At 45.1% G+C, this 25,254-nt stretch carries 15 protein-coding genes; 11 read left to right on the top strand and 4 right to left on the bottom strand.

All coding sequences use genetic code 11. The features are described 5' to 3' along the window. Window positions 1-120 precede the first annotated feature (120 nt). Together aspS and strainIA91_RS06615 are read left to right on the top strand one after the other, a co-directional pair. Window positions 121-1,893, top strand: a complete 1,773-nt coding sequence (aspS, locus tag strainIA91_RS06620; RefSeq protein ID WP_400165994.1) for an aspartate--tRNA ligase — start codon at window positions 121-123, stop codon at window positions 1,891-1,893. 643 nt (window positions 1,894-2,536) lie between these two features. Further along, on the top strand, window positions 2,537-3,169 hold the full coding sequence (locus strainIA91_RS06615; protein WP_400165993.1) for a metallophosphoesterase: 633 nt from the start codon (window positions 2,537-2,539) through the stop codon (window positions 3,167-3,169). A gap of 156 nt (window positions 3,170-3,325) precedes the next feature. Here the strand turns inward: strainIA91_RS06615 and strainIA91_RS06610 are convergent, their stop codons facing one another. From strainIA91_RS06610 to strainIA91_RS06595, 4 genes are all read right to left on the bottom strand, one after another. After that, window positions 3,326-4,732, bottom strand: coding sequence for a Na+/H+ antiporter NhaC family protein (locus strainIA91_RS06610; RefSeq protein ID WP_400165992.1), 1,407 nt, complete (start codon window positions 4,730-4,732; stop codon window positions 3,326-3,328). A 26-nt stretch (window positions 4,733-4,758) separates the two neighbouring features. Then, a complete protein-coding gene (locus tag strainIA91_RS06605) occupies window positions 4,759-5,862 on the bottom strand; it encodes an aminotransferase class I/II-fold pyridoxal phosphate-dependent enzyme (RefSeq protein ID WP_400165991.1) in 1,104 nt (367 codons plus the stop codon). A 3-nt stretch (window positions 5,863-5,865) separates the two neighbouring features. After that, window positions 5,866-6,987 (bottom strand): mandelate racemase/muconate lactonizing enzyme family protein, encoded by a 1,122-nt coding sequence (locus strainIA91_RS06600; protein ID WP_400165990.1) that lies wholly within the window; start codon window positions 6,985-6,987, stop codon window positions 5,866-5,868. A 90-nt stretch (window positions 6,988-7,077) separates the two neighbouring features. Beyond that, entirely contained in the window at window positions 7,078-7,605 is a 528-nt protein-coding gene (locus strainIA91_RS06595) for a flavin reductase (protein ID WP_400165989.1), read from the bottom strand. Between the two features lie 187 nt (window positions 7,606-7,792). Between strainIA91_RS06595 and strainIA91_RS06590 the strand changes: the two genes are divergently transcribed. From strainIA91_RS06590 to strainIA91_RS06550, 9 genes are all read left to right on the top strand, one after another. Further along, a complete protein-coding gene (locus strainIA91_RS06590) occupies window positions 7,793-8,230 on the top strand; it encodes a hypothetical protein (RefSeq protein ID WP_400165988.1) in 438 nt (145 codons plus the stop codon). 37 nt (window positions 8,231-8,267) lie between these two features. Beyond that, window positions 8,268-10,052 carry an aminopeptidase P family protein gene (locus strainIA91_RS06585; RefSeq protein WP_400165987.1) on the top strand — a complete coding sequence of 595 codons (1,785 nt, stop codon included), beginning with the start codon at window positions 8,268-8,270 and terminating at the stop codon, window positions 10,050-10,052. Window positions 10,053-10,167: 115 nt separating this feature from the next. Next, the gene (locus strainIA91_RS06580) at window positions 10,168-13,110 is read left to right on the top strand and encodes a TonB-dependent receptor domain-containing protein (protein WP_400165986.1); all 2,943 of its coding nucleotides are present in this window, start codon (window positions 10,168-10,170) and stop codon (window positions 13,108-13,110) included. Between the two features lie 7 nt (window positions 13,111-13,117). Continuing rightward, window positions 13,118-16,975, top strand: a complete 3,858-nt coding sequence (locus tag strainIA91_RS06575) for a hypothetical protein (RefSeq protein ID WP_400165985.1) — start codon at window positions 13,118-13,120, stop codon at window positions 16,973-16,975. 9 nt (window positions 16,976-16,984) lie between these two features. After that, window positions 16,985-20,077, top strand: a complete 3,093-nt coding sequence (locus strainIA91_RS06570; RefSeq protein ID WP_400165984.1) for a hypothetical protein — start codon at window positions 16,985-16,987, stop codon at window positions 20,075-20,077. 20 nt (window positions 20,078-20,097) lie between these two features. Beyond that, complete coding sequence (locus strainIA91_RS06565) at window positions 20,098-21,111, top strand: PorV/PorQ family protein (RefSeq protein WP_400165983.1); 1,014 nt, start codon at window positions 20,098-20,100, stop codon at window positions 21,109-21,111. 34 nt (window positions 21,112-21,145) lie between these two features. Further along, window positions 21,146-22,534, top strand: a complete 1,389-nt coding sequence (locus strainIA91_RS06560) for a peptidylprolyl isomerase (protein ID WP_400165982.1) — start codon at window positions 21,146-21,148, stop codon at window positions 22,532-22,534. 16 nt (window positions 22,535-22,550) lie between these two features. Beyond that, window positions 22,551-24,374, top strand: a complete 1,824-nt coding sequence (locus strainIA91_RS06555) for a sodium:solute symporter family transporter (RefSeq protein ID WP_400165981.1) — start codon at window positions 22,551-22,553, stop codon at window positions 24,372-24,374. Window positions 24,375-24,426: 52 nt separating this feature from the next. Further along, window positions 24,427-25,245 carry a TrmB family transcriptional regulator gene (locus tag strainIA91_RS06550; RefSeq protein WP_400165980.1) on the top strand — a complete coding sequence of 273 codons (819 nt, stop codon included), beginning with the start codon at window positions 24,427-24,429 and terminating at the stop codon, window positions 25,243-25,245. Window positions 25,246-25,254: the final 9 nt, after the last annotated feature.

Here is a 25,254-nt window from a genome sequence, read left to right as displayed (position 1 = left end):
TTTCGATTTGTAAAGCTAATTAAACTTCCGGAGGCTTACAACGGCTGAATACGATGGATATCTTTCCGTTTTAGAAATGCTTAGCTTTCTGTAACTTTACCCGGTAAACAGGGAGACACCATGAACTTAAAGCGTACACACCGATGTCACGAATTAAATGAGTCCCTGGTGGGACAAACCGTCATTGTCAATGGCTGGATAAATACCCGGAGGGATTTGGGCGGCATCTATTTCCTGGATGTCCGGGACCGCTATGGATTGATACAGATCCGGGTGGGGATTGAATTGCCGGAAATCCTTCGTGATCGTGTAAGAAAAATGACACCTGAAGATGTGATTGCCGTGAAAGGAAAACTTGCGTTGCGGCCTGAGGATGCCATCAACCCCAAAATGGCTTCCGGTACCCTGGAAGTGCTGGCAGAAGAGGTGGAACTTTTAAACAAAGCCAAAACGCCCCCTTTTGAAATCACCCGCCGGGAAACAGGAAGTGAAGATTTGCGGCTTAAATACCGGTATCTGGATTTAAGAACCCAGTCACTGCAAAAAAATATTCTGTTGCGACATGAAACAGCCCAGACTGTCCGGCACTTTTTGAACCAGGAGGATTTTCTTGAAATTGAAACGCCCATTCTCATGAAATCCACACCGGAAGGTGCCCGGGATTTTCTGGTCCCCAGCCGGCTGCACACGGGACACTTTTATGCTTTGCCCCAATCCCCCCAGACCTATAAACAGATTTTAATGGTCTCTGGTTTTGATAAGTATTACCAGATTGTAAAATGTTTCCGGGATGAAGACCTCAGGGCAGACCGCCAGCCGGAATTTACACAGATTGATATTGAAATGAGCTTTGTGGACGAACCGGATGTAAGAGATGTGGGGGAACGCTTGTTGGCCGGTGTGATGAAAGCCGTAAAGAATATCGAACTGCCGCTGCCCCTGCCTGTTTATTCCTATCAGGATGCCATGGAAACTTACGGGAGTGACAAGCCCGATACCCGCTTCGATGTACCTCTTTTTAATTTAGATGAAATAGCAGAAAAATCCGATTTTCAAATTTTTCGGTCTGTACTGGCCTCCGGTGGAGTGATTCGCGGACTGCGGGTTCCCGGAGGGAGTCGTTTGTCCCGGAAACAAATAGACGGATATACTGATCTTGCCAAAAAGTATGGACTTAAAGGACTTGCATTTGTTAAGGTAGAGGAAGGTGGACTATCAAGTGGAATTTCCAGGTTTTTCAATGATTCTTTGAGCGAGGAATTGATTGAAGTTTCCGGTGCAAATCCCGGGGATCTGTTATTCTTCAGTGCCGATACATGGACAACCGCTTTGACAGCCCTGGGAGCGGTTCGTCTTCAACTGGGAAAGGATTTGAATCTGATAGAGAAGGATGCATATAAAGCGTTGTGGGTCAACGACTTCCCCCTTGTTGAACGAAGTGAGGAAGAGGACCGTTTTGTAGCCATGCACCATCCATTTACAGCACCCCGGCCGGAAGATGAAGAACGGATGGAAACAGATCCTGAATCGGTCCGGGCACAGGCTTACGACCTGGTGTTGAACGGCCACGAAATCGCCGGAGGAAGTATTCGTATTTACCGGGAAGATCTTCAGGAAAAAATGTTCAGAATTCTGGGAATCTCACATGATGAAGCCCGCCAAAAGTTCGGTTTCCTGTTGGATGCTTTTCAATACGGTGCCCCGCCTCATGGTGGAATCGCTTTTGGCTTTGACCGGCTGGTGATGATTCTCGCCGGGACAGACTCTATCCGTGAGGTCATTGCCTTTCCAAAAACTACCACTGCCCAATCTCCCATGGATAATGCCCCCGATATTGTGGATGAAAAACAACTGAAAGAGCTCCATTTGAGAGTGGAGAATGAAGAGTTGTGAGCCGTAGGGGCAATGCACGTTCAGCCGCTGAGATGAATTTGGGAGTTGTGAATTTGAATAAATGGGACAAGCACCTTACTGCAGTCGGTGTTCAATAGCCGCTGCGCAGCTTTATCAGAAGTTGGAAGCTGGAAGTTAGCGTCGCTTCGCTCCTTGCATGGGATTCAAGCACCTCACTTCGTTCGGTGTTCAAATGCTGCTACGCAGCGTTCAAGGATCTCTCTTCGTTCGATCTTCAATCCCAGATATGGGGATTCCAATTAGTGAGTTCTTTTTTGAACACTGCGAAGCAGTGCTTGAATGCTGAACGTAGTGAAGCAATTGAACGGCACGAAGTGCCGCTTGAATTTTTGATCGCCGAAGGAGTTTGAATGCTGAGCGCAGTGAAGCAGTTGAACGGTACGAAGTGCTGCTTGAATTCATAATCGCTGCTGCGCAGCTTTATTAGAAGTTAGAAGTTGGAAGCTGGAAGTTGGCGTCGCTGCGCTCCTGACGAATCAATCCCCCGTGAAATATCCCAATAAATTGGGTCCCTTTTCACGGGGAAGGCAATCCCATGTGAAATACGCTTTGCTCATTTCACAGGGCAGGCAATCGAGTCAATCGACTTTTGACTTTCGACTTTCGACTGACGACTAACATCATGCGCCATCTCATTCTTGGTGACATCCACGGACAGTACGATGCCCTGATCCGTGTCCTGAAGAAAGCGGATTATGATCCGAACGGGGATAGTCTGTACTGTGTCGGTGATTTGACGGATCGTGGACCCGATTCTGCCAGGGTTTTGGATTTTTGTATCAAACACGGGGTTTTATCCGTTCGCGGGAATCATGATATGTGGTTTTTGGATTATTTAATCCGGGGCTATGCGCCCATGATATGGCTCAGTCAGGGTGGTTATGAAACCCTCTCTTCCTGGCATCAGGAATCCATGTCCCGGAAAGAAGTGCTGGATTATTACCAAAACATGCCCTATTACCGTGAACTTCATCTCGGAGGATTGTCCATCGCTGTATTTCATGGAGGTATCACACCAGGAGTCCCGCTGAAAGATCAAGACACTGAAGTTCTTACATGGGATCGCTATTTCTGGGTGTTTGAACAGGATCCAAAATTACCGTATGACCGGTATTTTCTGGGACACACAGCCCTGAAAGATTCAGCAGAAAAAAACAAATACCATGTAATTAATCTGGATACCGGTGCCGGATATAAGCGGATCTTAACAGCGATGGATATGGTGACGCTGGAAAAGTATGAAGTGAATGTATAATTTTAAGTGGTATCATTGTTCAACGTAGTTTCTTTAATTAAAACTCATAAGAAATGCGATGAAATAAGAGTACGCTTCGCCCTTTTCCATGATTTATTCTATCAAATCCGCATAGGGTTTGGTAGAACGAAAATCAAACAATTCGTGTAAATAGATTTATATACCGGAAAAGCCCAGGATTAGATATCCCAGTAAAGCCAGTGTTGCATAGCTCACCACATAAGGAAGCTGTGTGCGGATGTGGTCCATTACGTCGCATCCGGTGGTGGTACAACTCATGATGGTGGTATCTGAAATCGGGGAGGCATGATCCCCAAAAATGCTGCCGCCGAAAACTGAAGCCGAGATCAGTGCCACAGACATATCCATGGTCAGTGCCATGGGCATGGCCACAGGCATCATGACAGCCATAGTGCCCATGGACGATCCGGTAGAAAAACTGATAATACAGCTGAAAAGAAAAATCAGAGCCGGTAAAAGGGCAGGTGTTAGATATCCTGAAAAGACTTCTGCCAGATAAGGTCCGGTCCCCAACATTTTCACGACACCTCCCATGGAAAAAGCAAAAATTAATATTGAACCCACGTTCAGCATACTTCCTGCACCTTTAAAAAGATGTTTCATAAAAGTTTTGTAATAAAAAATTCCCTGGCTTCTGTATAAAATATATGCAGTCAGCAGGCTGATAATACATCCCCAGAGTATGCTTCGCATACCATCTCCTTCTATCAGGCTACCTTTTCCTGTAATGAATAAGCCTGCCAGAATAACACACACCATGGTCAGGATGGGTATAATCAGATTTTTTACGGAAGATGTTGCAACATCCCTCTTTTTTGACTCCATCAGGTTTTGGCGGTCCGGATCGGCATCCAGCAGACCGGTAGTATCTGCCCGGTTTTCGGCGTTTTTCATACCTTTGAAATCAAAGCCTGTGTAAATCAGGATCGGTAAAATAAATACAGCCAGAATGGCGTAAAGATTCAGGGGTATGGTTCGGATCATTACCTGGGTGGCATCGGGAATTCCCTGAGCCTGTATGAGTCCGATCATAAAAGCTCCCCAGCCGCTGAGAGGGATCAACACGCACACAGGTGTAGATGTGGAATGGACAATAAAAGAACTTTTTTCATGGGGGACTTTCAAGGCATCGTTCACAGGCCGGGTAATGGCTCCTGTAAGGAGTGTGCTGAGTGTCCCTGATGTAAATACCAGCAGCCCTGTGAACCAGGTAAAAAAATTGGCGGTTCGCTTGGTAGTGATCATGCCACGGTGGCGGACCATGGATTCCACAAAGCCGTTAATGCCACCGCTCTGTTCAATCAGATGAATGAGGGCTCCAATCAGCAAAACACAAAGGATAACAATGGTGTTATCCGAATCGGCAAAGACCTGAATAAAGGACATGAATGTAGCGTCTAATCCGTTAATGATCTTCAAATCATTGAGGATAAAATACCCGCTGAAACAACCGGTAAAGAGGGCAATGAACACATCTTTGGTATAGAGAGCCAGGAGGATGGCGATGAGGGGGGGAAGGACGGAAAGAAACCCATATTCCATGAAAAACTCCCTGTCAGTGAATTGTCTTACAGACTTCGATCAATACATTCAAGAAAGGTATTAATATCTTCTTGCGAATGGGCGCTGGAAAGAGCAAAGCGGAAATAGCCCTCTCTTGGACCGCCCGGGTAGAATATGTACGTAGGATAAATTCTTGCTTCCTGAAGGTTTTTCTTCAATTTTTCTGTCTGCTCCGGATTATCAAAAAGCACAGGAATCGTAGGTGTGGGAGTGAGGGGGAGGGAAAACCCTTTTTCTGACAGATACTGTTTCACTTTCAGACTGTTGTCTTGTAAAGTGTGGACTTTTTCAGGTGAACGATCGATGATATCAATGGCTTTCATGCCGGCGGCACAGAGTGGCAGGGGAAAGGCAGAGCTTCCCTGGTAGGCATGGGCTGTGCATCTGATCGCTTCAATCCACCGCTTTCCACCGGCAATGTACCCCCCATAGGTTCCAAATGCCTTGCTTAAAGTACCTGAGATAAGGTAGTGATCTGAACACAGTTTAAAATGTTCACGGATTCCCCGTCCCGTATGGCCTAAAACACCGGCAGTATGGGCTTCGTCCACCAAAAGCATCCCCTTGTATTCTTTGGCAATCTGCGCGTAGCGGTCTGCCGGGACAATCGGACTGTACACGGATCCCGTTCCTTCTGTGACAATCAGAAAGCGGTTTTTGTCAGCGGGGAGTTTTTTGACTTCTTTTTCAATATAATCCGCATCCATGTGAGGGAAAATTATGGTATTCATACGGGCTACAGCCGTTCCGTTCCGAATACAGGGGTGACATTTCTCATCAATAAATACCACATCGAAATCGTGTCTTAGCCCCTGAAATAATGCAATATTTGCCAGATACCCGGTAGGGAGGAGCAGGGCATCTTCCAGATTGAAAAAATGTGCCAGATCCCGCTCAAGTTTCTGATGTAAGGGATGGTTGCCCGTTGTACACCGGGAACCGCCGCTGTTGATCCCGTATTTCCGGGACGCTTCGTCCATAGCATTCATGATTTCAGGATGCCAGGAAAGCCGGTGGTAGTCATATCCTCCAAAAAAAAGGAATATTTTCCCTTCATGATCCACATGGGTGGGGTCGACGGCCTGTAAAACCGGGACATTTTTATTCATGGGTTATATTTTCTCCCTGCTGATTTTTTTGATGAAATCCGGTTCGGGGGTGGCTCCGATGCCCGGATCATCCGGAACGATTACATGACCTTTGTCAAAAACAGCCCCACCTATAATGGGTTCGTTAACATGACCTTCATTGGCATCCAGATCAAAATATTTTACAGCTGAATTTGCCATGGCAAAATGAGTAAAAGCCGTATTTGCCAATCCCGATTCAGACATACAGCCTGTCATGCATGAAATATACCCTGCCTGGGCAATATGGGCGATTTTGAGTCCGGCTGAGATCCCCCCTGATTTACTCAGCTTGATATTGATCAGGGGTGCTGCCTGTGTCCGGACAATTTCCAGGGCATCCCAGGGTGAAAACACCGATTCATCAGCCATGATGGGGATGTTTGAATGGTCAGAAACATATTTCATTCCTTCAAAATCCCGGGCCCGAACCGGCTGTTCACAAAATTCAATATCCAATTCTTCATAACTTTCCAGGCAACGGACGGCTGTCACCCGATCCCAGCCCTGATTCGCATCAATCCGGATTTTTACATCCGGTCCGGCTGTTTCCCGGATAGCTCTCAATCGCTTTAAATCATCTTCTATGGAGATCCCCACTTTGGTCTTGATCATCCGAAATCCCTTATCCAGAATTTTCTTTGTCTTCATGGCCGCTTCTTCCGCAGTCCCAATCCCGATGGTCAAATCCGTTTCCACCGGTCGACGTGTCCCTCCCAGATAGGCATACAAAGGTAATCCTGCTGCCTGGGAGGCGATATCGTATAAGGCCATGTCAAATGCCGAGCGGATCGTCGTATTAAATGGCAGCCAGGCTTCCATCTCTTCAGTCCGGGCCATTACCTCCAGGGGATTTTTTCCAATGAGCACCTCTCGCAGTTCAACCGCTGCAGCAAGATTGATGCCTTGGGTTTCTCCAGTGATCGCCCGGAAGGGACTTGCTTCTCCCCAGCCTGTAAGTCCCTGATTGGTTTTGATTTCCACAAGCACGTTCTTCGCTCCACTCAGGCTCATGGTGGCAATCTTAAAAACTTCCTCAGTTTCTATATTAAATGGGTAAATGTTAATTTTATCAATCTTCATGGCAGGATACATACATTCAGTCATGGCAAAACCTCTCTGTTTATTGACGGGTTGGTCGTATTAAAAGTTAGAAAAGTGTCTACTCAGGTACAAGGGACATTCTTTGATGCCACCCTAACGATTCTCCGCCTGGAACAGGTTGAGTATTTTGCCGAAATAAATTCGGTGATAATCGTTTTCTTTGTACTTTGTATGAATGAAATTCTCCAGAAAAAGATTCGGATCCATATCCTGTTCATACATTTTCTGACACTCAATGATCAATTCAGCCTCTTCAAAAGAGGGGGCTTTTACAGAATCTGAAGCACAGGGGGTGAGAAGTGTTTTAGCGATTTTGTCTTCATCACGACCTGAATGAGATCCGAGATATGAAAGATCTTCCTGATATTTTTCAGGAAAGGCGCACAGTGTAAAGTCATTGTATTTGTTCATGAAATGATAGGTATGACGTGTCGGACGGACGACAACCTGGGCGAAGGGGACAGACCACATAATGCCAAGACTTCCCCAGGCAACCGTCATGGTGTTAAAATCTCCTTTGTCATAATCACCGGCACTCAATAAAAACCACTGATCATCCCACAAGGAAAAAATTTTTGAATCAAATGCTTTGATGTCAATTTTCTTTAAGTCTTTTTTCATAAGGTATCCTTCAATTTTTATCGGTAAAATTTAAGCGTTTAAAATGATAAATAAAGAACTGAATCCCCCGAATTCAGGTGAAAGCTGTTTTTAAATCTTTCATGAAACCCTTATATTGTGCCAAATTTTCTATGATAAGTATCCATAAACATGCCATGAGAACATTTGAAAAACAAAGGTGATGATAATGCGAGATAAAATTGGTGAAAATATTCGGGATAAGGATACGGAAGCTTTACGCCGTGAACTGGAAGAGTTTAAAGCTGAAAAGGAAAAAATCCGCCAATTGGTGGGCCAAATAGGCGGGACAGAATCAGTGGAAAAGGACCGGAAGATAAATTTTATCTTTTTAGTTATTGTGGGGTTACTCTTTGCCTTTGATATTCTTCGCCATATATTCAAATTTGCTGATTTCCTACCCTCCGTTTTATCCCTTGAAATCGGATTACTGCTTGTCTCTATTAAAATTGTCTGGATGATTCATAAACAGACTAAGGTGGAGCATTTCCAGTTCCATGTCATGAATTCCATTGAATTCAGGTTGAATGACCTGTCTAAGCAGTTACGTGAAATGCAGAAAGAGTATCGTGATTACATAAAGGCCAAAGACTTTGAAAACAAATAAATCATGATATCATTAAACCGGGGAGTGAAACAAAAAGATGGAAGCTGAAACCAAAAATCCGGCTCGTATTGAAGCACTACGGGATGTCATGGCAGAAGAGGGTATTGATCTGTGGTATGATGGTGGATCCGATTCCCATTTAGGTGAATATATTCCAGATTTCTGGCAAACGAGGAGATGGCTTTCAGGATTTACCGGTTCGGCAGGAACCCTGATTATAACCCAGACATTTGCAGGATTATGGACTGATTCGCGCTATTTCATACAGGCAGAGAAAGAGCTGGCGGAATCCTCAATAACTCTATTCCGGTCCGGAAATCCAGGCATTCCTTCTGTCGAAGAGTTTATGATTAAACATCTTCCCCCTAAATCCGTCATCGGGTTCAATGGAACTTGCATGCCTGCTGCAAAGGTTCAATCATGGCATAAGCTCTTTATCGAAAAAGATTATGCTTATAAAGGTGATACAGATCTTGTTGGACGAATCTGGGAGAAACGTCCGTCTTTACCCAAGCATCCTGCCTTTCGTTACATGATGGATTATGCCGGCGAAGGGAGTCCCCAAAAAATTGACCGCATTCGAAAATATTTACTGGATAATCATGCTGAAGCCATTTTATTCACACTGTTGGATGAAATCGCCTGGATATTGAATGTCCGGGGAAGAGATGTAGAATACAATCCACTGGTTGTTTCTTATCTCTGGTTGGACCGGCAACGGATTATCTGGTTTATCGATCCCCAAAAAGTACCGGAGGATTTGGCAACAGAGCTCCGGGAAGAAGGGGTCACATTCAAAAACTATGACGATGTACATAAAATGCTGCCGGAGTTATGTTCAGGACAGCATGTGCTCGTTGATACCGGAAGAACATCCTCGTATCATGAACATCTGATCAGGGAATCAGCTCATAAGGTGATTGAAGGGGTAAGTCCGGCAACCCTTTTTAAAAGTGTGAAAAACCCTGTCGAACAGAATGGCATCCGATCGGCTCATATCCGGGACGGGGCTGCAATGGTCCGGTGGATGGTCTGGCTTCATCAGGCTGTAAAACGCGAAAGGCATACGGAAATAACGGTGGCTGATCAATTGCAGAAATTTCGGGCTGAGCAGCCTCTTTTTAAAGGGCTTTCCTTTTCAACCATAGCAGGATATGGTGAACATGGAGCGATTGTTCATTATTCCGCAAAGGAGGAAACGGCATCCTTCATAAAAGCGAAAGGGATTTTACTGGTGGACAGCGGTGGCCAGTATTTAGACGGGACAACAGATATCACCCGTACGATAGCCCTCTCCAATCCCACACCTGAACACAAGAAACACTTTACCTGGGTCCTGAAAGGAATGATCAATTTAAGCCGGGCAATCTTTCCCGAGGGGACAACCGGTGCCAATCTGGATGTTCTTGCCCGGAAATTTTTGTGGCAGGAAGGACTCAATTATGGTCACGGCACAGGTCATGGTGTCGGATGTTTTCTCAATGTTCATGAAGGACCTCAGCGGATATCCCTGAAATCGGATGTTCCATTGAAAGCCGGGATGCTTATGTCCAATGAACCCGGTATCTATTTTGAGGACAAATACGGCATACGCATCGAAAATCTGATCTTATGCCGCGAATCCTCCAAAAAAGGATTTCTCGAATTTGAAACGGTGACTCTCTGTCCTATCGATATCTCGCTGATTGAGAGTACATCCCTGACACCTGAAGAAAAACAGTGGCTGAATACGTACCATGCCCGGGTCCGGGATAAACTATCCCCCCTTTTAACGGAACAAGAACAGCAATGGCTCAGTGAACAGACACGCGAAATTTCCTGATAATGGCTAAAAAGAAGATATTTGTTAAGAATTGAGTGACTTTTTATTTGTTTTATGTTTTCTGTCATTTTATATTTTTCAAAAGTTGTTTGAATAATTAACTGAGTGGAAGACAATGAAGCTTAAAATTCTTGTTTTATCATGGATACTGGCTGTTGCATCCGGATGGCTATACGCGAGTACTACGGGAAAAATTATCGGACAGGTGACGGATGCCCGGACCGGTGAGCCGTTGGTCGGATGTAATATTATCATTGAAGGTACATATCTTGGAGCGGCATCGGATATGGACGGGAATTTTGTCATTCTGAACGTACCTCCCGGCGAATATGTCATTCAGGCTTCCATGATCGGATATGCTCCACAATCCTTGCAAAATGTTTCTGTTTCTGTGGACCGCACCACGAACCTTGACATTGAAATGCGCGTTGAAGCAGTGGAAGGTGAAGTGGTGACGGTTGTGGCCGATCGTCCCATGATTGTCCGGGACCGGACGTCTTCGGCTTCTCACGTGAGCGCAGATGATATTGCCAATATGCCCATTGAAACGGTTAGCGAGGTGATTGGCACCAAGGCGGGTATTGTGGATGGCCATTTCCGCGGTGGCCGTAAAGGGGAGACTATGTACATGGTGGATGGTGTCCCCGTTACCGATCCTTTTACCGGAAACCAGGGCGTAGTGGTGGATGCCGGAGCCGTAGCAGAACTTCAGGTGATCACCGGATCTTTTAACGCGGAATACGGAAATGCCATGTCCGGTGTGGTTAATATTGTCACTAAAGACGGATCCAATACTTTCAGCGGCAATATCCACACCTATTTTGGTGATTATATTTCCGACGAAACAGACTATTTTCCCCATATTGATGATATTAATCCACTCAGTATTAAAAATTTGCAGTTATCCTTTGAAGGTCCACTGGTAAAAGATAAACTCTTTTTCTATACAAATATGAGATATTACACACACGAGGGACACTTATGGGGACAACGGCGCTTTGATCCTGACAACTTTTTTTATCATCTTGATTCGCCCGATTCAGTGGTTGTGACCGACGATTACCAATCGTATATGTCCCACATGATGTCTATTAATCCAAACTATGGCGGAGATCCAGCAAATGATACACTGACTATTTTATATGAAACGGGAGATAATGCATGGATTCCCATGAATACGTCGGAAGAACTGAATTTTCAGTCCAAACTCACCTGGCGCATCAATCCTACCCTTCGAATTTCTTACAATTTTATCAGCAATAACCTGCCCAATCTCTTTGGCGATTATATTTCATGGACGGATTACAGTCATGACTGGCGATACACTCCAGAGGGGCTTAATAACAAATATAGCCGTGCTCTCACGCACAATATCAATATTCACCGGGGTATTTCGTCCAGGTCTTACCTGACTTTCGGATTGTCCCGTTACTCCACCAATTATCACCACTATCCCTTCGGTCCGGATGAGATCGTCAATATGGAAATTATTAATACAGCAACCAGTAATTCCGGAAAACCCCTCAATACCTTTAATGTAGGCGGCATGGAAAATGAGTATTATGAACGCCGCTTAAATATGACAAGTCTGAAAGCAGATTATGTGAATCAAATAACCCTTCATCATGAAATCAAAACAGGTGTGGAATTTAAACAAACCCGTTTGTCTGAATTCAGATTCAGCCTGGACGGACAGTCTGGAAATGCCAATTTTGACATGCTGGTAAATGGAGAATTTGCCACTCTTCAGGACTATCTCTTTGCCTCATTCGAGACGATTGAACAGGCAAACAATGTTTTGAAGGATTTTTCTGACTATGTCCATGAGAACCCTGTAAAGCCCTGGCAGCTATCGGCATACATTCAGGATAAAATTGAATACAATACGATTGTTGTCAATGCAGGTATCCGGCTCGATTACTTCGAACCGAATTTTCATGTCCTCTCAGATCCAAGAGATCCCAATATATTTACCCCCATCGCCCCGAAAAACCGTTATAAAGATACCAATGGTGATGGCGTGATACAGGCTGGTGAAATGACGGCTGACAATGAGTATACAACAGAAGAAAGGGCTGATTTCTGGTACAGGGATGTGGAAGGGAAATATCAGATTTCTCCACGGATCGGATTCGGGTATCCCATATCGGACCGGGGATCCATCCATGTGTCCTTTGGACAATTCCTTCAAATGCCTTTGATGGATAAACTGTATAAAAATCCTCTCTATCAGATGGGAACGGGTACAGGACTCCAGGGAGAGATGGGGAATGCCGATCTGAAACCGGAACGGACCAATCAGTATGAAATCGGACTCCAACAGCAGATTTCCAATGATATCAAACTCCAACTGGATATTTTTTATCGGGACATCCGGAACCTCCAGAGCGGTGATAAAATCATTGAAACCTATCAGCAGGGGACCATGTATTCCATTTACAGCAATAACGATTATGCGGAAATCAAAGGAATTACCATCTCCCTGGAAAAAAGGTATTCAAATTATTTTAGTGCTTTTCTGGATTATACTTATCAGGTGGCCGAAGGGGTTTCAGTGGATCGGAACGCGGCATACAATGCCATCAATAATAATATGACACCGGAGAAACAACTGATTCCCCTGGGACATGATCAGCGACATACGCTGAATGTCACTACCAATATCGGGGTCCCGGGAAACTGGAATGTGGGAATCATTGCCAAATGGTCCACCGGTATGCCATATACCATCGGAAATCTTGAACTGGTTCAGCTGACACAAATTGCCAATACGGGTGTGAAGCCTGCCAAAACAAATGTGGATATGCGTTTTGACAAAACCCTGAATTTTGCAGGCATCAATTTTAATCTCTATTTCAGAGTCAGCAATTTGTTTGATACAATGAACGAATACAACGTTTTTGATGATACGGGACGTGCCACGTATACGACCCTGGAAAATAAATACAGTGAAACACAAGCCAGTCAAATGATTAACGGTCTACGGGAGTATCTGATACAGCCCACCAATTTCAGTCATCCGAGACGTGTCGTTGCTGGTGTTCAATTTGATTTGTGAGAATACTATGAAATATTCATGTAAAAAGCGTTTTTTCCTTCTTTTAGCCCTTTTGGGATTGACAACGGTCCTTGTAGCGGAAGAGAATTCCCTGGATCATCTGATGGGAGATCGTACAGCCCGGAAGTCGGGGATTATCGCCGGAAACAAGGTCCGGACTCTCTTCTACAATTACGGTGTTGTAGGAGGCGATATTACCGGAAGTTCACCGGAAGGGGAGTGGCCCATCGGTAGCGGGAACAGCTATATCGGTGATGTGTCTATTCTTATTGGTGTGGAACTGCCACGGAAATGGGAAAAAAAGGCTGAAATTGATGAAAATTCCATTGCGGTTCTGGATGGGGTGGAATATGAAATTATCGATTCCCAGACCTATCTGAATGCAAACAAAGATACTGTCACGGTCATTTCACCCAATACCATCAGAATTAATGGAATCGATTACAATGTAAGCCGGTATTTTTACAGCTGTAAATCCCTGAATATTTATCCAGACTCTTTGATGCATCTGATGTATCAGGATACTGTGTATTATGTGGGAACCAATGACGGACCCCGGGGAGCCACAGATGGACCCGGAGGTGCTTCAAATATGTCCTGGACCTTCGAGCCTCTTCCTGGATTTGCCGATCCCAACCAGGACTATGTTCCTTTGGCTACAGATCTTGATCTGGACGGAGACGGGAAACCGGATACCTGGCCCTGGTTTTGGCCGGATCACCCGGACTGGGTGGATGTGAACGGAATCCCCGAATGGAACGGATATTTCGGTCGGGGCATATCCAGTGCCGATGAAGAGACCTTTTTCTATATGGATGACGCCAACGATTATGAATTTAATTACGAGAAAAACGGTTCAGGTAAACTGGTTTATCTTCCCGATAGTACAAATACATCCCGATTCGGCCTGGGATTACGGGTGAAGGTCCGTGCCATGCAATGGGCCCATTTTATGGCACAGGACATGATTTTCTGGTTATATGAAATTGAAAATTTTTCGGACTGGGATTACAATAAAGCCAGCTTTGGTATGGTTGTAGGGACTCTGAGTGGTGGACGTTGTAACGATCATATCGATGCCCAGGATGACCTTTCCTATTTCGATATGGAAGAGAATATGTGCTACAGCTGGGATGCTCCACCGGCCTATTCCCCCTGTTTCGATGGTCCGGTAGGATATGTAGGCTATGCCTATCTGGAATCCCCGGGAAATCCTTACGATGGGATCGATAACGACGGGGATTATAACAAACATACAGCACCGGCTCCCCAGTTTACCGAAGAGGATTTCGATCCGGTTACTTTCGACATCGGAGACCAGATTGTTTTGATTGACGGGGACACGTATGAACGGGAAGTGAAAATAATAGAAGAACTTCCACTGACCGTTACAACCCAGGGACGCGCTGTAACCATTCAACCCGGTGTGAATTATAAGGAAATCATCGGAAATCTGGTGGATGATGACTTTGACGGGCTCATTGATGAAAATTACAATGCTCACTATTTATATCGTATCAAACCTCTGAGAGCAGAAGTGACTCCCAAACCACCCCTGAGATATATCAATTATTTCACCGGAGCGGGGATGGATAACCTGATGATTGATGAAACCCGGGATGACGGTATTGATAATGACGGGGACTGGGATCCGGCAACAGATGATGTGGGAGCAGACGGTAAACCCGGAACCCGGGATGAGGGAGAAGGCGATGGATTACCCACACCCGGTGAACCTAACCTGGATGCCACCGATATCGATGAATCCGATCAGATCGGTCTGACTTCCTTTAACTATTTTACACCTCCTGGTAAGGTCCGGATGAATGATGACTATAACTGGGATATCAGCAGTCCGGGCGGTTTGTGGAACAGGATGCAGCCGGGTAACTACGATGAAATCAGCCTTGAACCCGTGGATGGTGATTTTATTTACGGAGCCGGATATTTTCCCATCCGGAAAGGACAAACAGAACGATTCTCCCTGGGACTTGTGTATGGGAATGATGAAGCGGAAATGTACAAAAATAAACAGGTTGCCCAGCAAATATATGACGAGAATTATAACTTTACACGGCCTCCTGAAACACCTACGGTAAAAGTGGTACCCGGTGATGAACAGGTAACCCTTTACTGGGATGACCTGGCCGAGTATTCTCTGGATCCCTGGCTGGGATATGACTTTGAAGGATACCGGATTTACAGGGCAACGGTGGAAGGTTTCAACGATATCAATACCATTACCAATGCCTACGGAAATAAACAGTTTTATAAACCCATGGTTCAGTTCGATCTGGTGAATAATATCAAGGGAAATTACGTAGGGGACCTCAACATTTCCGGCGGTATCTCCTTTTATCTGGGGGATGATGATAATGGTTTGGAAGGAAACGAAGGAATCACACATAGCTGGACCGATACAACCGTCGAAAACGGGAAAATGTACGTGTATGCTGTTGTCTCTTATGACCGTGGCGGAAGCCATCTGGGAATTCCTCCGGCGGAATGTTCCAAACGGGCCGTTTACTCCGGAAGTTCCTGGAATCTGGGTACCAATGTGGTTGTCATCCGTCCCGGAGGCTATGTATCGGGATATGAACCGGGTCATGTCAGCGGGACAGTGACACATCAGGGGACTGCCACCGGCAATGTTCAGGTGGATGTGATTAATTCAGCCATGCTGCCGGAATCCTGGGGCGGAGAAACACGGGAATTGGAAATCCGTTTTGTGGATACGTCGAATGACCTGTATGACAATAATGGAAATTGGTTTGAAACACCGGCAGACTCGACCGATGATCTCAACGGAAATCAATATCCTGATGACGGAGAACCGGATTATAATGCCCTGGATCCTGCAGAAGCGCTTACCCGGGTGACCACCGGATGGTATTTGATTGATATCACAACATCCCTTCCTGATACACTGGTTCCATTCCAGGAACAGGTGATGCTGCCTCAATCCCTGTTACCGGAAATTGGAACAGCCATGAATACCACCGGCTTGTCAACTCTATGGCAACCTGCAACGGCATATCGCCTTCCGTCCAATGAGTTGGGACTCGAAATTCTCTTTGATAATGACTGGGTGATTGAACCAGATGTTGAAAAAAGCGGTTGGAATGGTGCCGCTACAGTTCCTGTTGAAATCCGTCAGGCTTCAAATGGATATCGGAATGGGGATGCCTTCGTCCTTATAACCGACATCAGCGGCCAGTCTGTGGCTTATGATGTTTATCCTGCATCTGTAACTGATTTCAATGTCAGCCTGTTGAATACAGGATCACCCTATCCCCTGAAATATGCTTATGATGATCAGGCACCTTCAGGACTCTCTGAAGATGATAAAATCATTATACTTCGACAGCTTGATAATGGTATTGAGTATCCCACATGGGAAATCAGTTTTTCCGGTGATATTTCTACTGTAGGTGATGAGTATACCTTCTATTTCAAACGTCCCTTTACAAATGAGGATATCTTCCATTTTTCAGTTCAGGGTCCCCTTGTGCATGAAGAACAGGCCGAAGAATCCATTGATCGTGTGAAGGTGGTTCCCAATCCCTATTACGCCGCAGCCAGTTGGGAATTCCGTGGCTCTGCAGCAGCAGCCAGTTCCCTGGTTGGCAGGGGGGACCGGAGAATTGCTTTTATCAATGTACCCCAAAATGCTACTATCCGGATATATACCGTCAGAGGCGATCTGGTTCAGGTGCTGAAACAGGATGGCGGCATTTCAGACCGCATTTTCTGGGATTTGCGATCCAAAGATGAAATTGAAATCGCCTACGGTGTCTATATTTTTCAGGTTTCGGTTCCTTTCTCCAATAAAACATATACCGGCAAATTTGCTGTGATAAAATAAGGAATGAAGATGAAGCGTTTTACAATAGCACCAATCATTTTTATCATAACTCTGCATGCCGCCCTGTGGGCTCAGGCAATTCACCCTGTACCACCAAATTCTCCAGCCCTGAATGCTGTTCCGGGAGACGGAAAGGTGACCCTTTATTGGGGAACAGAAGCGGAAAATCATATCGATACCGTCCGTCAGATGCTCTATCCCGTGTCTCCTGAAAAATGGAACGACTTCGAAGGATACCGGATTTATAAAAGTGAACATCACGATTTTAAGGATGCCTATACGATTACAGATGTCCATGGGAATCCTGTTTTTTATAGTCCGGTGGCTGTTTTTGATAAAATAAACTCCCATGAAGACCTTTTTACTGGAAATTTTGGGATTAAAATGCCACTGGTTCTGACAGATGAAAGTGACAATCCCATAACAGAGTCACTGCCACCCTTTTTCCCCGATGTTCGCCCCTATCAGCCATTCTCTACTCTCAACGGAGAGTCGTTAAACGGTGACTGGATTCTGACAATCCGGGACAATTATGCCGATACAAAAATGGGTGTCCTGAAAAAATGGGATTTAAACCTGAACGGAGTCAAACGGACCGGTTCCATTGACCATCTGACACTCCAGTCCAACGGTTCTTTCGAAACCTGGGATGTTTTTAATCCAACCCAATGGCAGGCCGTCGATACGAATGCCATTTATATTAAAACCGATTCCTCACTCTATGTCACCGAAGGTGAATATGCTGCGCAGGTGCTTCTCCGGAATAAGTGGGTGACTTCAAAACTCGATTCCATCGAAATTTATCAGCGCATTCCCAATATGGTTAAAAATTCCCAGTATACCCTTTCTGCTGATATCTATCTGGATAGCAATGCCACGGCGGAGGTGGGTTTCAGGCAATATTACGCCGTTGCCTCCGGCCTGTCCCAGTCCACATCCGATGAAATGAATCCGGAAAAATTCTCAACTTCAAATCCCAACGGGAATCGCTTTAAATACACTCAAACCATTACCCTTCATCCGGATTATCTTTTCGGGGAATTTTTTATCCGTGTGATATCCAATGATACCGTTTCGGTCTATGTGGATAATGTAACCGTCCGGGGAAATCGCTACTTTGGCGATGAGTTTGTCTCAACCGTACGGGATACCCTGAATATTGGTTCCGCCGGAACCGTTTCTTCTCTGGATCTCACCCTCGATATGACCCATGACTGGGTTTATATGCTGGATATTTTTCTTGAATCTCCGTCCGGTACGGTTATTGACCTGATCAAAGGAGAATATATTCCCAGTATTTACGGGGAAGGCGGCATTTCCTATTATCTGGGTGAAAACAGCGGTTTGAAATACTCCTGGGTGGATCATGATGTGGTGAATGGGAAACGTTATTTTTACGCAATTACTTCATTCGATTCCGGCGATACCCTATATAATATTTTTCCTGCTGAATCACATTTTACAACTGATTATGATCCCATCAGCGGGACTCTGGAAATGTCTGGGAATGTGGCCACTGTTGTTCCCAATTCCAAGGCTGCAGCCTATGAACCAGCTAAAATGGAAGGGGGAGGGAATACACTACCGCATACCGAAGGACCGGGAACGAGTGTCATATCTCTTGAAATTATGGACCCGGTGAAAATCACCGATAAGAATCTGTACCGCCTGGTGTTCAGGGATACCCGGGATACCAACATCGTGGATCCGTCCATTACCACCTCTCCGTATAAACGGGTCATTCCCTACACCTGGGATTTTACACTCCTCAATACGACAACAGGCGATACCCTGATTGAAAATTCCACTCAGTTCAACCGGATTACACCCGTCGTGGAAGGTTTTCGCCTGAATGTAAAAAATGAATCATCAATTTCAATCTGGGAAGACAGTACAAAATGGACATCCGGGGATGCTTTCAAACGACCTAAACTGGTTTTTTCAACGACACCCAACTTCTCAGGCCGCCCGTACCCCACAGATTATAAAATCACTTTTTATGCGGACACAGTGGATAGCAGTATCGAATTCACATCTACCTTCGATAAACTGGATATTCATCCTGTAACCTATCTGGTAGAAGATCTGGTAACAGGGCAGAAAGTCGAGACCGGTTTTTCCCAAATTGCCAATACATACAACAATTTTATCATTTACTTGTTTTATGAAGACACTGTGAACTACAGTGGGGCTGATATTTACAGGCCGACATGGTCGGTGAAAATGGAATCTGAAGGAAAAAATGTCATTTCACTTCAGAATGAACAGATTGGTGGGAGGGGGTATTGGACCGGTGATACAACGGCGGTACAAACAGAAGCCCGCATTGCAGGCCGGCCGCCAACCATTATGGGTAACCGTGCCATTAATATGACCCAAATCGTCAAGTATAACAATGATCCTCTTCATTACTGGCGCCGGTATCATCTCGAGCCCGGGTATTACAGAGCCTATTTTCTCATACAGGCCGATGAGGGGGATGTGAATATGGCCTTTGAATCAAAATCGGGAAATTTGGTGAAGCCCTTTACCGTGACTCAGGATGCAGGTTGGCAGGAAGTGCATGTCGATTCATTGATCCTGACAGAAGAAGATTCCCTTGCGTTGGTCTGGTACCCTGAAACCACCGATAGTGCTACGCTGAAAATATCCTATATCTCAATCCTTGAATACTATCCAATTGCTCCTGAGGATGAACTGGTGATCCGGACTAAAAAGCCCTTCCGCAAAGAAGATGTCTTTGAATTCAGTCTGGAACAGGCCTTTGTCAATGAGGACTCCGTTGAAAACAGTCTGGATCGTGTGAAAGTGGTTCCCAATCCCTATGGAATTGCATCCCTATATACCTTCCAGGATGAATACGGCGGATACGAAGATGGTATTCGGTTTACCCATGTTCCCCTGGGGAGCAAAATCAGGATCTATTCCATCAATGGTGCTTTTGTAAAAGAATTAATCCATGAAGGATCTCTCGAAGACGGGACCGTTTTCTGGGATTTGAAAAATAAAGATGGCCGGAAAATTGCTTACGGTGTGTATCTCTATTACCTGGATGCCGGTAAGCATGGGACTAAAACCGGCAAATTTGCAATTATACGATAACGTGAACAGAGGATATGATCATGAAAAAATCAATAACGGTCTTTCTCACAATCATTCTTTTGGCAGGCAGTCCCCTGATGGCGGCACAGTCGAAAGTGGCAACGACGGCTGCCCAGTTTTTGGGAATCGGGCAGGGAGCAAGAGCTCTGGCTACCGGCGGTGCTTTTAGTGCCGTAGCCGACGATCCGTCAGCCTTGTACTGGAATGTGGCAGGTGCGGCAAATCTTGAAAAAAATGGGCTCTTGTTCAGCCATACGAACTGGTTTGCCGATATATCGTACCAGTACTTTGCCTTTACCTATAAACTTGGCTATTCCGGAACCTTCGGCCTGAGTTCCACATACCTGAACTACGGATCCATGGAACGGACCACCATTGAAAATCAGGAGGGTGACGGAACCCGATTCGAATCGTATGATTTTGTGGTAAACCTCCATTATGCCATGCAGATGAGCGACAAATTCTCCATCGGAGGGACTGTCAAATATATTACCCAGAAAATCGATATCCAGCAGGCCTCAGGTGTGGCCTTTGATTTGGGAACCCTGTATAAGCTGGATTTCAGGGAAACACAAATCGGTATGAGTTTTTCCAATTTTGGCACCAAGATGCAAATGGATGGAAAAGGCCTTTACGTTAATCACGACATTGATGATAGCTACGATTCCAACCCGGAAGTCAACGCGGTCCTTTTAACAGATAAATTCAATTTGCCTGTCTTTTTCAGAGCTGGTGTATCCATGACAGCACTGGATAAAGACCCTTTTAAGGTCCGGATTGCGGTGGATGCTTTATATCCCAATGACAATACTCCCAGCCTGAATCTGGGTGCCGAGTTCTCTTTCCTTGAAAGATTCTATGTCCGGGGAGGTTATAAAGATCTGGCACAAAAGGATAATGAAAGCGGGTTGACATTTGGCGGTGGGGTCCGGCTTTTCTATGGGACACGGGGTGAAATCCTCATCGATTATGCCTATCAAAGCATGAAATATCTTTCCCCGCCTCAGTATTTTTCAGTTATATTGTATTTCTAACCTTGGAAACAACCAATGAAAACAGGGTGAACGAATGCTCACCCTGTTTCATGTTACCGTTATGATCAAAAAAATTCTCATCGTGTCTTTCAGCGTTATCCTTCTCCTCGGGTGTCAGTCTCAACAGGACCCGAAACAGGAAATCTTTGCCCGCATTGATGATGATGTACTTACGGTTGAAGAATTTATCTATACTTATACACCCCAGATCCGGTTCATGAAAAATCCTTTTGACAAAGAGATGCTCAATTATCATGGAGGCCGGATGATCCGAAATGTTCTGTTTGCCCAACATCAGGAAGAATTGGGGACCTATGATCCTCTTATTCTGACAGATGAAATTACAGAGGCTGAACGGAAAGCTGTGATTGATGAAATGATCCGGCTCATGATCGATGATTCTCTTGAAACTTTATCCGAAGAAGAAATGAGAGAGGCCTATCGCAAAAGCCTTGAATACCGTGAAGTCCGTCATCTTTTTTCCCCTGATTCAGCGAAAATCCAATCCTGGTACCGGCAAATTCAATCCGGCCAGGAATCTTTTCTCTCCCTATCAAAAGAAGCCTTTCAGGATACATTTCTGGCAAATCATGGGGGATACCTGGGATTCGTTACTTTTGGGGATATGGTTCCTGAATTCGAAGAGATGGTCTTCCATACAGAACCTGGAAAAGTGTCCAAACCTTTTAAAACACCCTTTGGCTGGCATATATTGTCTGTTGAATCGGTTCAAACGGATATGCTCCCTTCAGAAGATGATTTTCAGATGAACCGGGGTAGAATCAAAAATAAAATCCGGCGTGTAAAAAAAGAAAAATTTCTTTCAAATTTTTATACTTCTCTTGTTGAGAAAAGGAAGATAAGGCCTGATTTGGGTGGTGTCCAGGCGCTAAGCCATCTCATCATGTCCAGTCGAATTACTGGGAAAAGTCTTGCCAATAATATTCAGGCTTATCCCTCTGAAGCCCTGTTCGAGGAAGTTTTGAATAAATCACAAGATATCTGGGATAAACCGGTTGTCTATGTGGATGATGATTTCCTTTCCTTAATTGACATTCTCCCTCTTTTAAAACGGGTGCCCCTGGCGCTCCTGTACAGAAATCCCTCGCAGGCCGTACTATTTGCCGTACGGGATGAGCTGGTCTATCAAATGGGTCTTGAACGTGGACTAAATGAACATGAAACCGTCCAGATGAAAAAAGGTGTGCGGAAAAAAGACTGGCTGAGCAGACAATTTGTGGCAGCCCTTACCGATACGATGTCCATTCATTACCCTCCCAATCTGAATGAGGATGAAAAAAATCGCTATGCCCGGGAAGTCCAAAACGCTCTTATCCATCAGACCTATCTGGATTTAAGGCAGAAAGCCCGTATCTGGACGGATATGGATAAAATCTATGCATATTACGATAACATAAAATAAATAAGGGATGACAACCATGCTGGCACTTGATTATGTGATTGTTTTTGTTTACCTCGGCGCCATGATTTACGTTGGACTGATGATGCAGCGAAAAGCGGAGCAGGGGATTGATTCTTACTTTTTGGGCAACCGGAATCTTCCCTGGTGGGCACTGGGAGCATCAGGAATGTCCTCAAATCTGGATATCAGCGGCACGATGATTATCGTTGCTTTGGTGTATGCCATCGGAGCCCGGGGCTTTTATATTGAAATTCGGGGCGGAGTTACCCTGATCATGGCTTTTCTCATGATTTTTATGGGTAAATGGAACCGACGGGCCGGTGTGATGACCATGGCAGAGTGGATGAGTGTCCGCTTCGGAGATGACAAGGAGGGAAGACTGGCACGAACCATTACGGCCATTGTCAGTATTATTGGAACTATTGCCATGGTGACCTATTTTGCCATCGGTGGCGGTAAATTTCTGGATGAATTTTTGGGGATTCCTTCCTTTGCCGGATTACCCGGTGCATTTTGGGCCGCGACGATTCTTATAGTCCTGGCCATGATCTATACGGTTGCGTCAGGGCTTTACGGAGTTGTCTGGACCGATGTCTTTCAGGGCATTTTGATTTTCGGGGCGATTATGTACATTGTTGTGAAAGCCATGTCCCTGAACCTTCCGGAAACCTTTTCCGTCACCATGCCCATGAAAGACGGAACATTCGCCAGCTTTCCAACTACCTTTTCTGAATGGGCAAACCTTTTGCCCCGGTGGAAACTGAATATTCACCCGGACAGCGATTATTCCATGTATAATCTCTTTGGACTGCTTACCATGTTTTATGTGTTTAAAACAGTAATCGAAGGAAGCGGTGGGACCGGTAACTACATGATTCAACGATACTATTCTGCTAAAAATGATAAAGAAGCCGGCTATTTGTCCCTCTTCTGGACCTTTCTCCTCAGTTTCCGCTGGCCCTTTATCGGGGCATTGGCGGTTTGGGGTATTTCACTGGGAAGCCAGATTACCGATCCTGAAATGGTTTTACCGATTGTGGTCAATACGCTGCCTGTGGGTATTAAGGGATTTATGATTGCAGGATTGATGGCTGCTGCCATGTCCACCTTCGATTCCACAGTGAATGCCGGTGCGGCGTATTGGGTGAAAGATATCTACCAGGTCTATATCAACCCGGAAGCGAATCACGATAAATTAATGAAGCAAAGCCGTTGGTCGTCCATTCTGATTGTTGTCATCGGATTGGGACTCATGCTGATCATTAAAAATGTCAATGAGATCTGGGCCTGGATTACCATGAGTATGGGCGCCGGGCTCATCATTCCCCAGTTGATTCGCTGGTACTGGTGGCGATTGAACGGCTATGGATACGCCATTGGAATGGCTGCCGGTATGCTGGCGGCAATTCTCTGGAAAGCCTTGTCTCCTCAGGCAACTCCGGAATATTTTTCCTTCCTTTTTGCATCAGTTATTTCCCTGCTGGGGACTATTATCGGTACCCTGCTGACCAAACCCACCGATGAGGCGGTTCTGCAGGATTTTTATAACCGGACCCGTCCATTTGGTTTCTGGAAACGTTTCAAAAAGACACTTCCCGACAAAGAAATAGAAAAAATTGACAAGGAAAATAAACGGGATATCGTTTCCACTTTCATCGCTGTTCCCTGGCAGATTGTTCTCTTCATGTTTATGATGAATCTGATTTTCAAGGTCTGGAACCAGTTTGTCATTCTCCTGCTACTCCTTGTGGTGTTAAGTGCCGGACTCTATTTCAACTGGTTCAGACACCTGTCGGAAAAACCACGGATACCACGGCGTAACAGGATGAAAAAAGGGTAATTAATGCTTTAACCGGGAGGAATGGATGTAGCCCTAATCCATTCCTCCCCCTATGAAAAAGACTCCCATGCATGAAGAACTGATAAAAAAACTGAATACCCTGGGGTTCACCGTTTATGAATCCAAGGCGTATCTGGCCCTCCTGAAAATCAGTCCGGCCAGTGGCTATGAAGTCGCCCAGGAATCGGGCGTCCCAAGAAGTGTAATTTATGATGTCCTCCGTAAACTGGAAAAGGCAGGTGTGGCAGGGATCGTACACGATAAACCTAAAAAATATGTCCCCCTGCCGCCGGATCAGCTGATTTCTATGATGGATAATCAGTTCCATCACAATATCGAATCCTTGAAACACGACCTGGAAGAGTTTTCCGAAGGTGGACATACCGGGCACCTGTGGAATATCAGCGGTTATATCACCATTATGCAAAAAGCCCGTGAACTCATTCACAAAGCAAAAAAATCTGTCTATATCTCCGCCTGGGGATCAGAAATTGAAGTTCTGAAGAATGATATCAAAGACGCTTTGAAAAGAGATGTAAAAGTCATCATTTTTTCTTTTAATACTCTTCCCATGAAACACACCTGTTTTTATTCCTATAATATTGAAGAAAGGTTACTGGAACAAAACTGGAATCATAAAATTGTGCTTGTTGCTGATAAACACGAAGTGCTCATGGGAGAATCGGATAAGCGATATCCTCAGAGAGCCGCCTGGACCAATAACGAAGCCATCATATCCATTGCTATCAATTATATCATTCTGGATATTACCCTTTTCGGCCAACGCAGGGAGATCAATGTCTCCGACTCGGTTACCGATATGATGAATGGCCATCTGAACGGCCTTGAAGAACTGATCCACAAAAAATAGCGTCCGGAA

It is taken from the genome of Candidatus Neomarinimicrobiota bacterium (genome assembly GCA_041154365.1).
GTDB classification, from domain to species: Bacteria; Fidelibacterota; Fidelibacteria; order Fidelibacterales; family Fidelibacteraceae; genus Fidelibacter; species Fidelibacter multiformis.
Note: the sequence above shows the minus strand (reverse complement) of the source record. Positions and strands in the feature narration are given on the sequence as shown.

Coding starts and splice junctions, on each gene's coding strand:
- strainIA91_RS06565 (WP_400165983.1), top strand. CDS start 20,098: ATGAAAAAATCAATAACGGTCTTTCTCACAATCATTCTTTTGGCAGGC.
- strainIA91_RS06590 (WP_400165988.1), top strand. CDS start 7,793: ATGCGAGATAAAATTGGTGAAAATATTCGGGATAAGGATACGGAAGCT.
- strainIA91_RS06585 (WP_400165987.1), top strand. CDS start 8,268: ATGGAAGCTGAAACCAAAAATCCGGCTCGTATTGAAGCACTACGGGAT.
- strainIA91_RS06600 (WP_400165990.1), bottom strand. CDS start 6,987: ATGACTGAATGTATGTATCCTGCCATGAAGATTGATAAAATTAACATT.
- strainIA91_RS06550 (WP_400165980.1), top strand. CDS start 24,427: ATGAAAAAGACTCCCATGCATGAAGAACTGATAAAAAAACTGAATACC.
- strainIA91_RS06610 (WP_400165992.1), bottom strand. CDS start 4,732: ATGGAATATGGGTTTCTTTCCGTCCTTCCCCCCCTCATCGCCATCCTC.
- strainIA91_RS06575 (WP_400165985.1), top strand. CDS start 13,118: ATGAAATATTCATGTAAAAAGCGTTTTTTCCTTCTTTTAGCCCTTTTG.
- strainIA91_RS06605 (WP_400165991.1), bottom strand. CDS start 5,862: ATGAATAAAAATGTCCCGGTTTTACAGGCCGTCGACCCCACCCATGTG.
- strainIA91_RS06580 (WP_400165986.1), top strand. CDS start 10,168: ATGAAGCTTAAAATTCTTGTTTTATCATGGATACTGGCTGTTGCATCC.
- strainIA91_RS06595 (WP_400165989.1), bottom strand. CDS start 7,605: ATGAAAAAAGACTTAAAGAAAATTGACATCAAAGCATTTGATTCAAAA.
- strainIA91_RS06555 (WP_400165981.1), top strand. CDS start 22,551: ATGCTGGCACTTGATTATGTGATTGTTTTTGTTTACCTCGGCGCCATG.
- strainIA91_RS06560 (WP_400165982.1), top strand. CDS start 21,146: ATGCTCACCCTGTTTCATGTTACCGTTATGATCAAAAAAATTCTCATC.
- strainIA91_RS06570 (WP_400165984.1), top strand. CDS start 16,985: ATGAAGCGTTTTACAATAGCACCAATCATTTTTATCATAACTCTGCAT.
- strainIA91_RS06615 (WP_400165993.1), top strand. CDS start 2,537: ATGCGCCATCTCATTCTTGGTGACATCCACGGACAGTACGATGCCCTG.
- aspS (WP_400165994.1), top strand. CDS start 121: ATGAACTTAAAGCGTACACACCGATGTCACGAATTAAATGAGTCCCTG.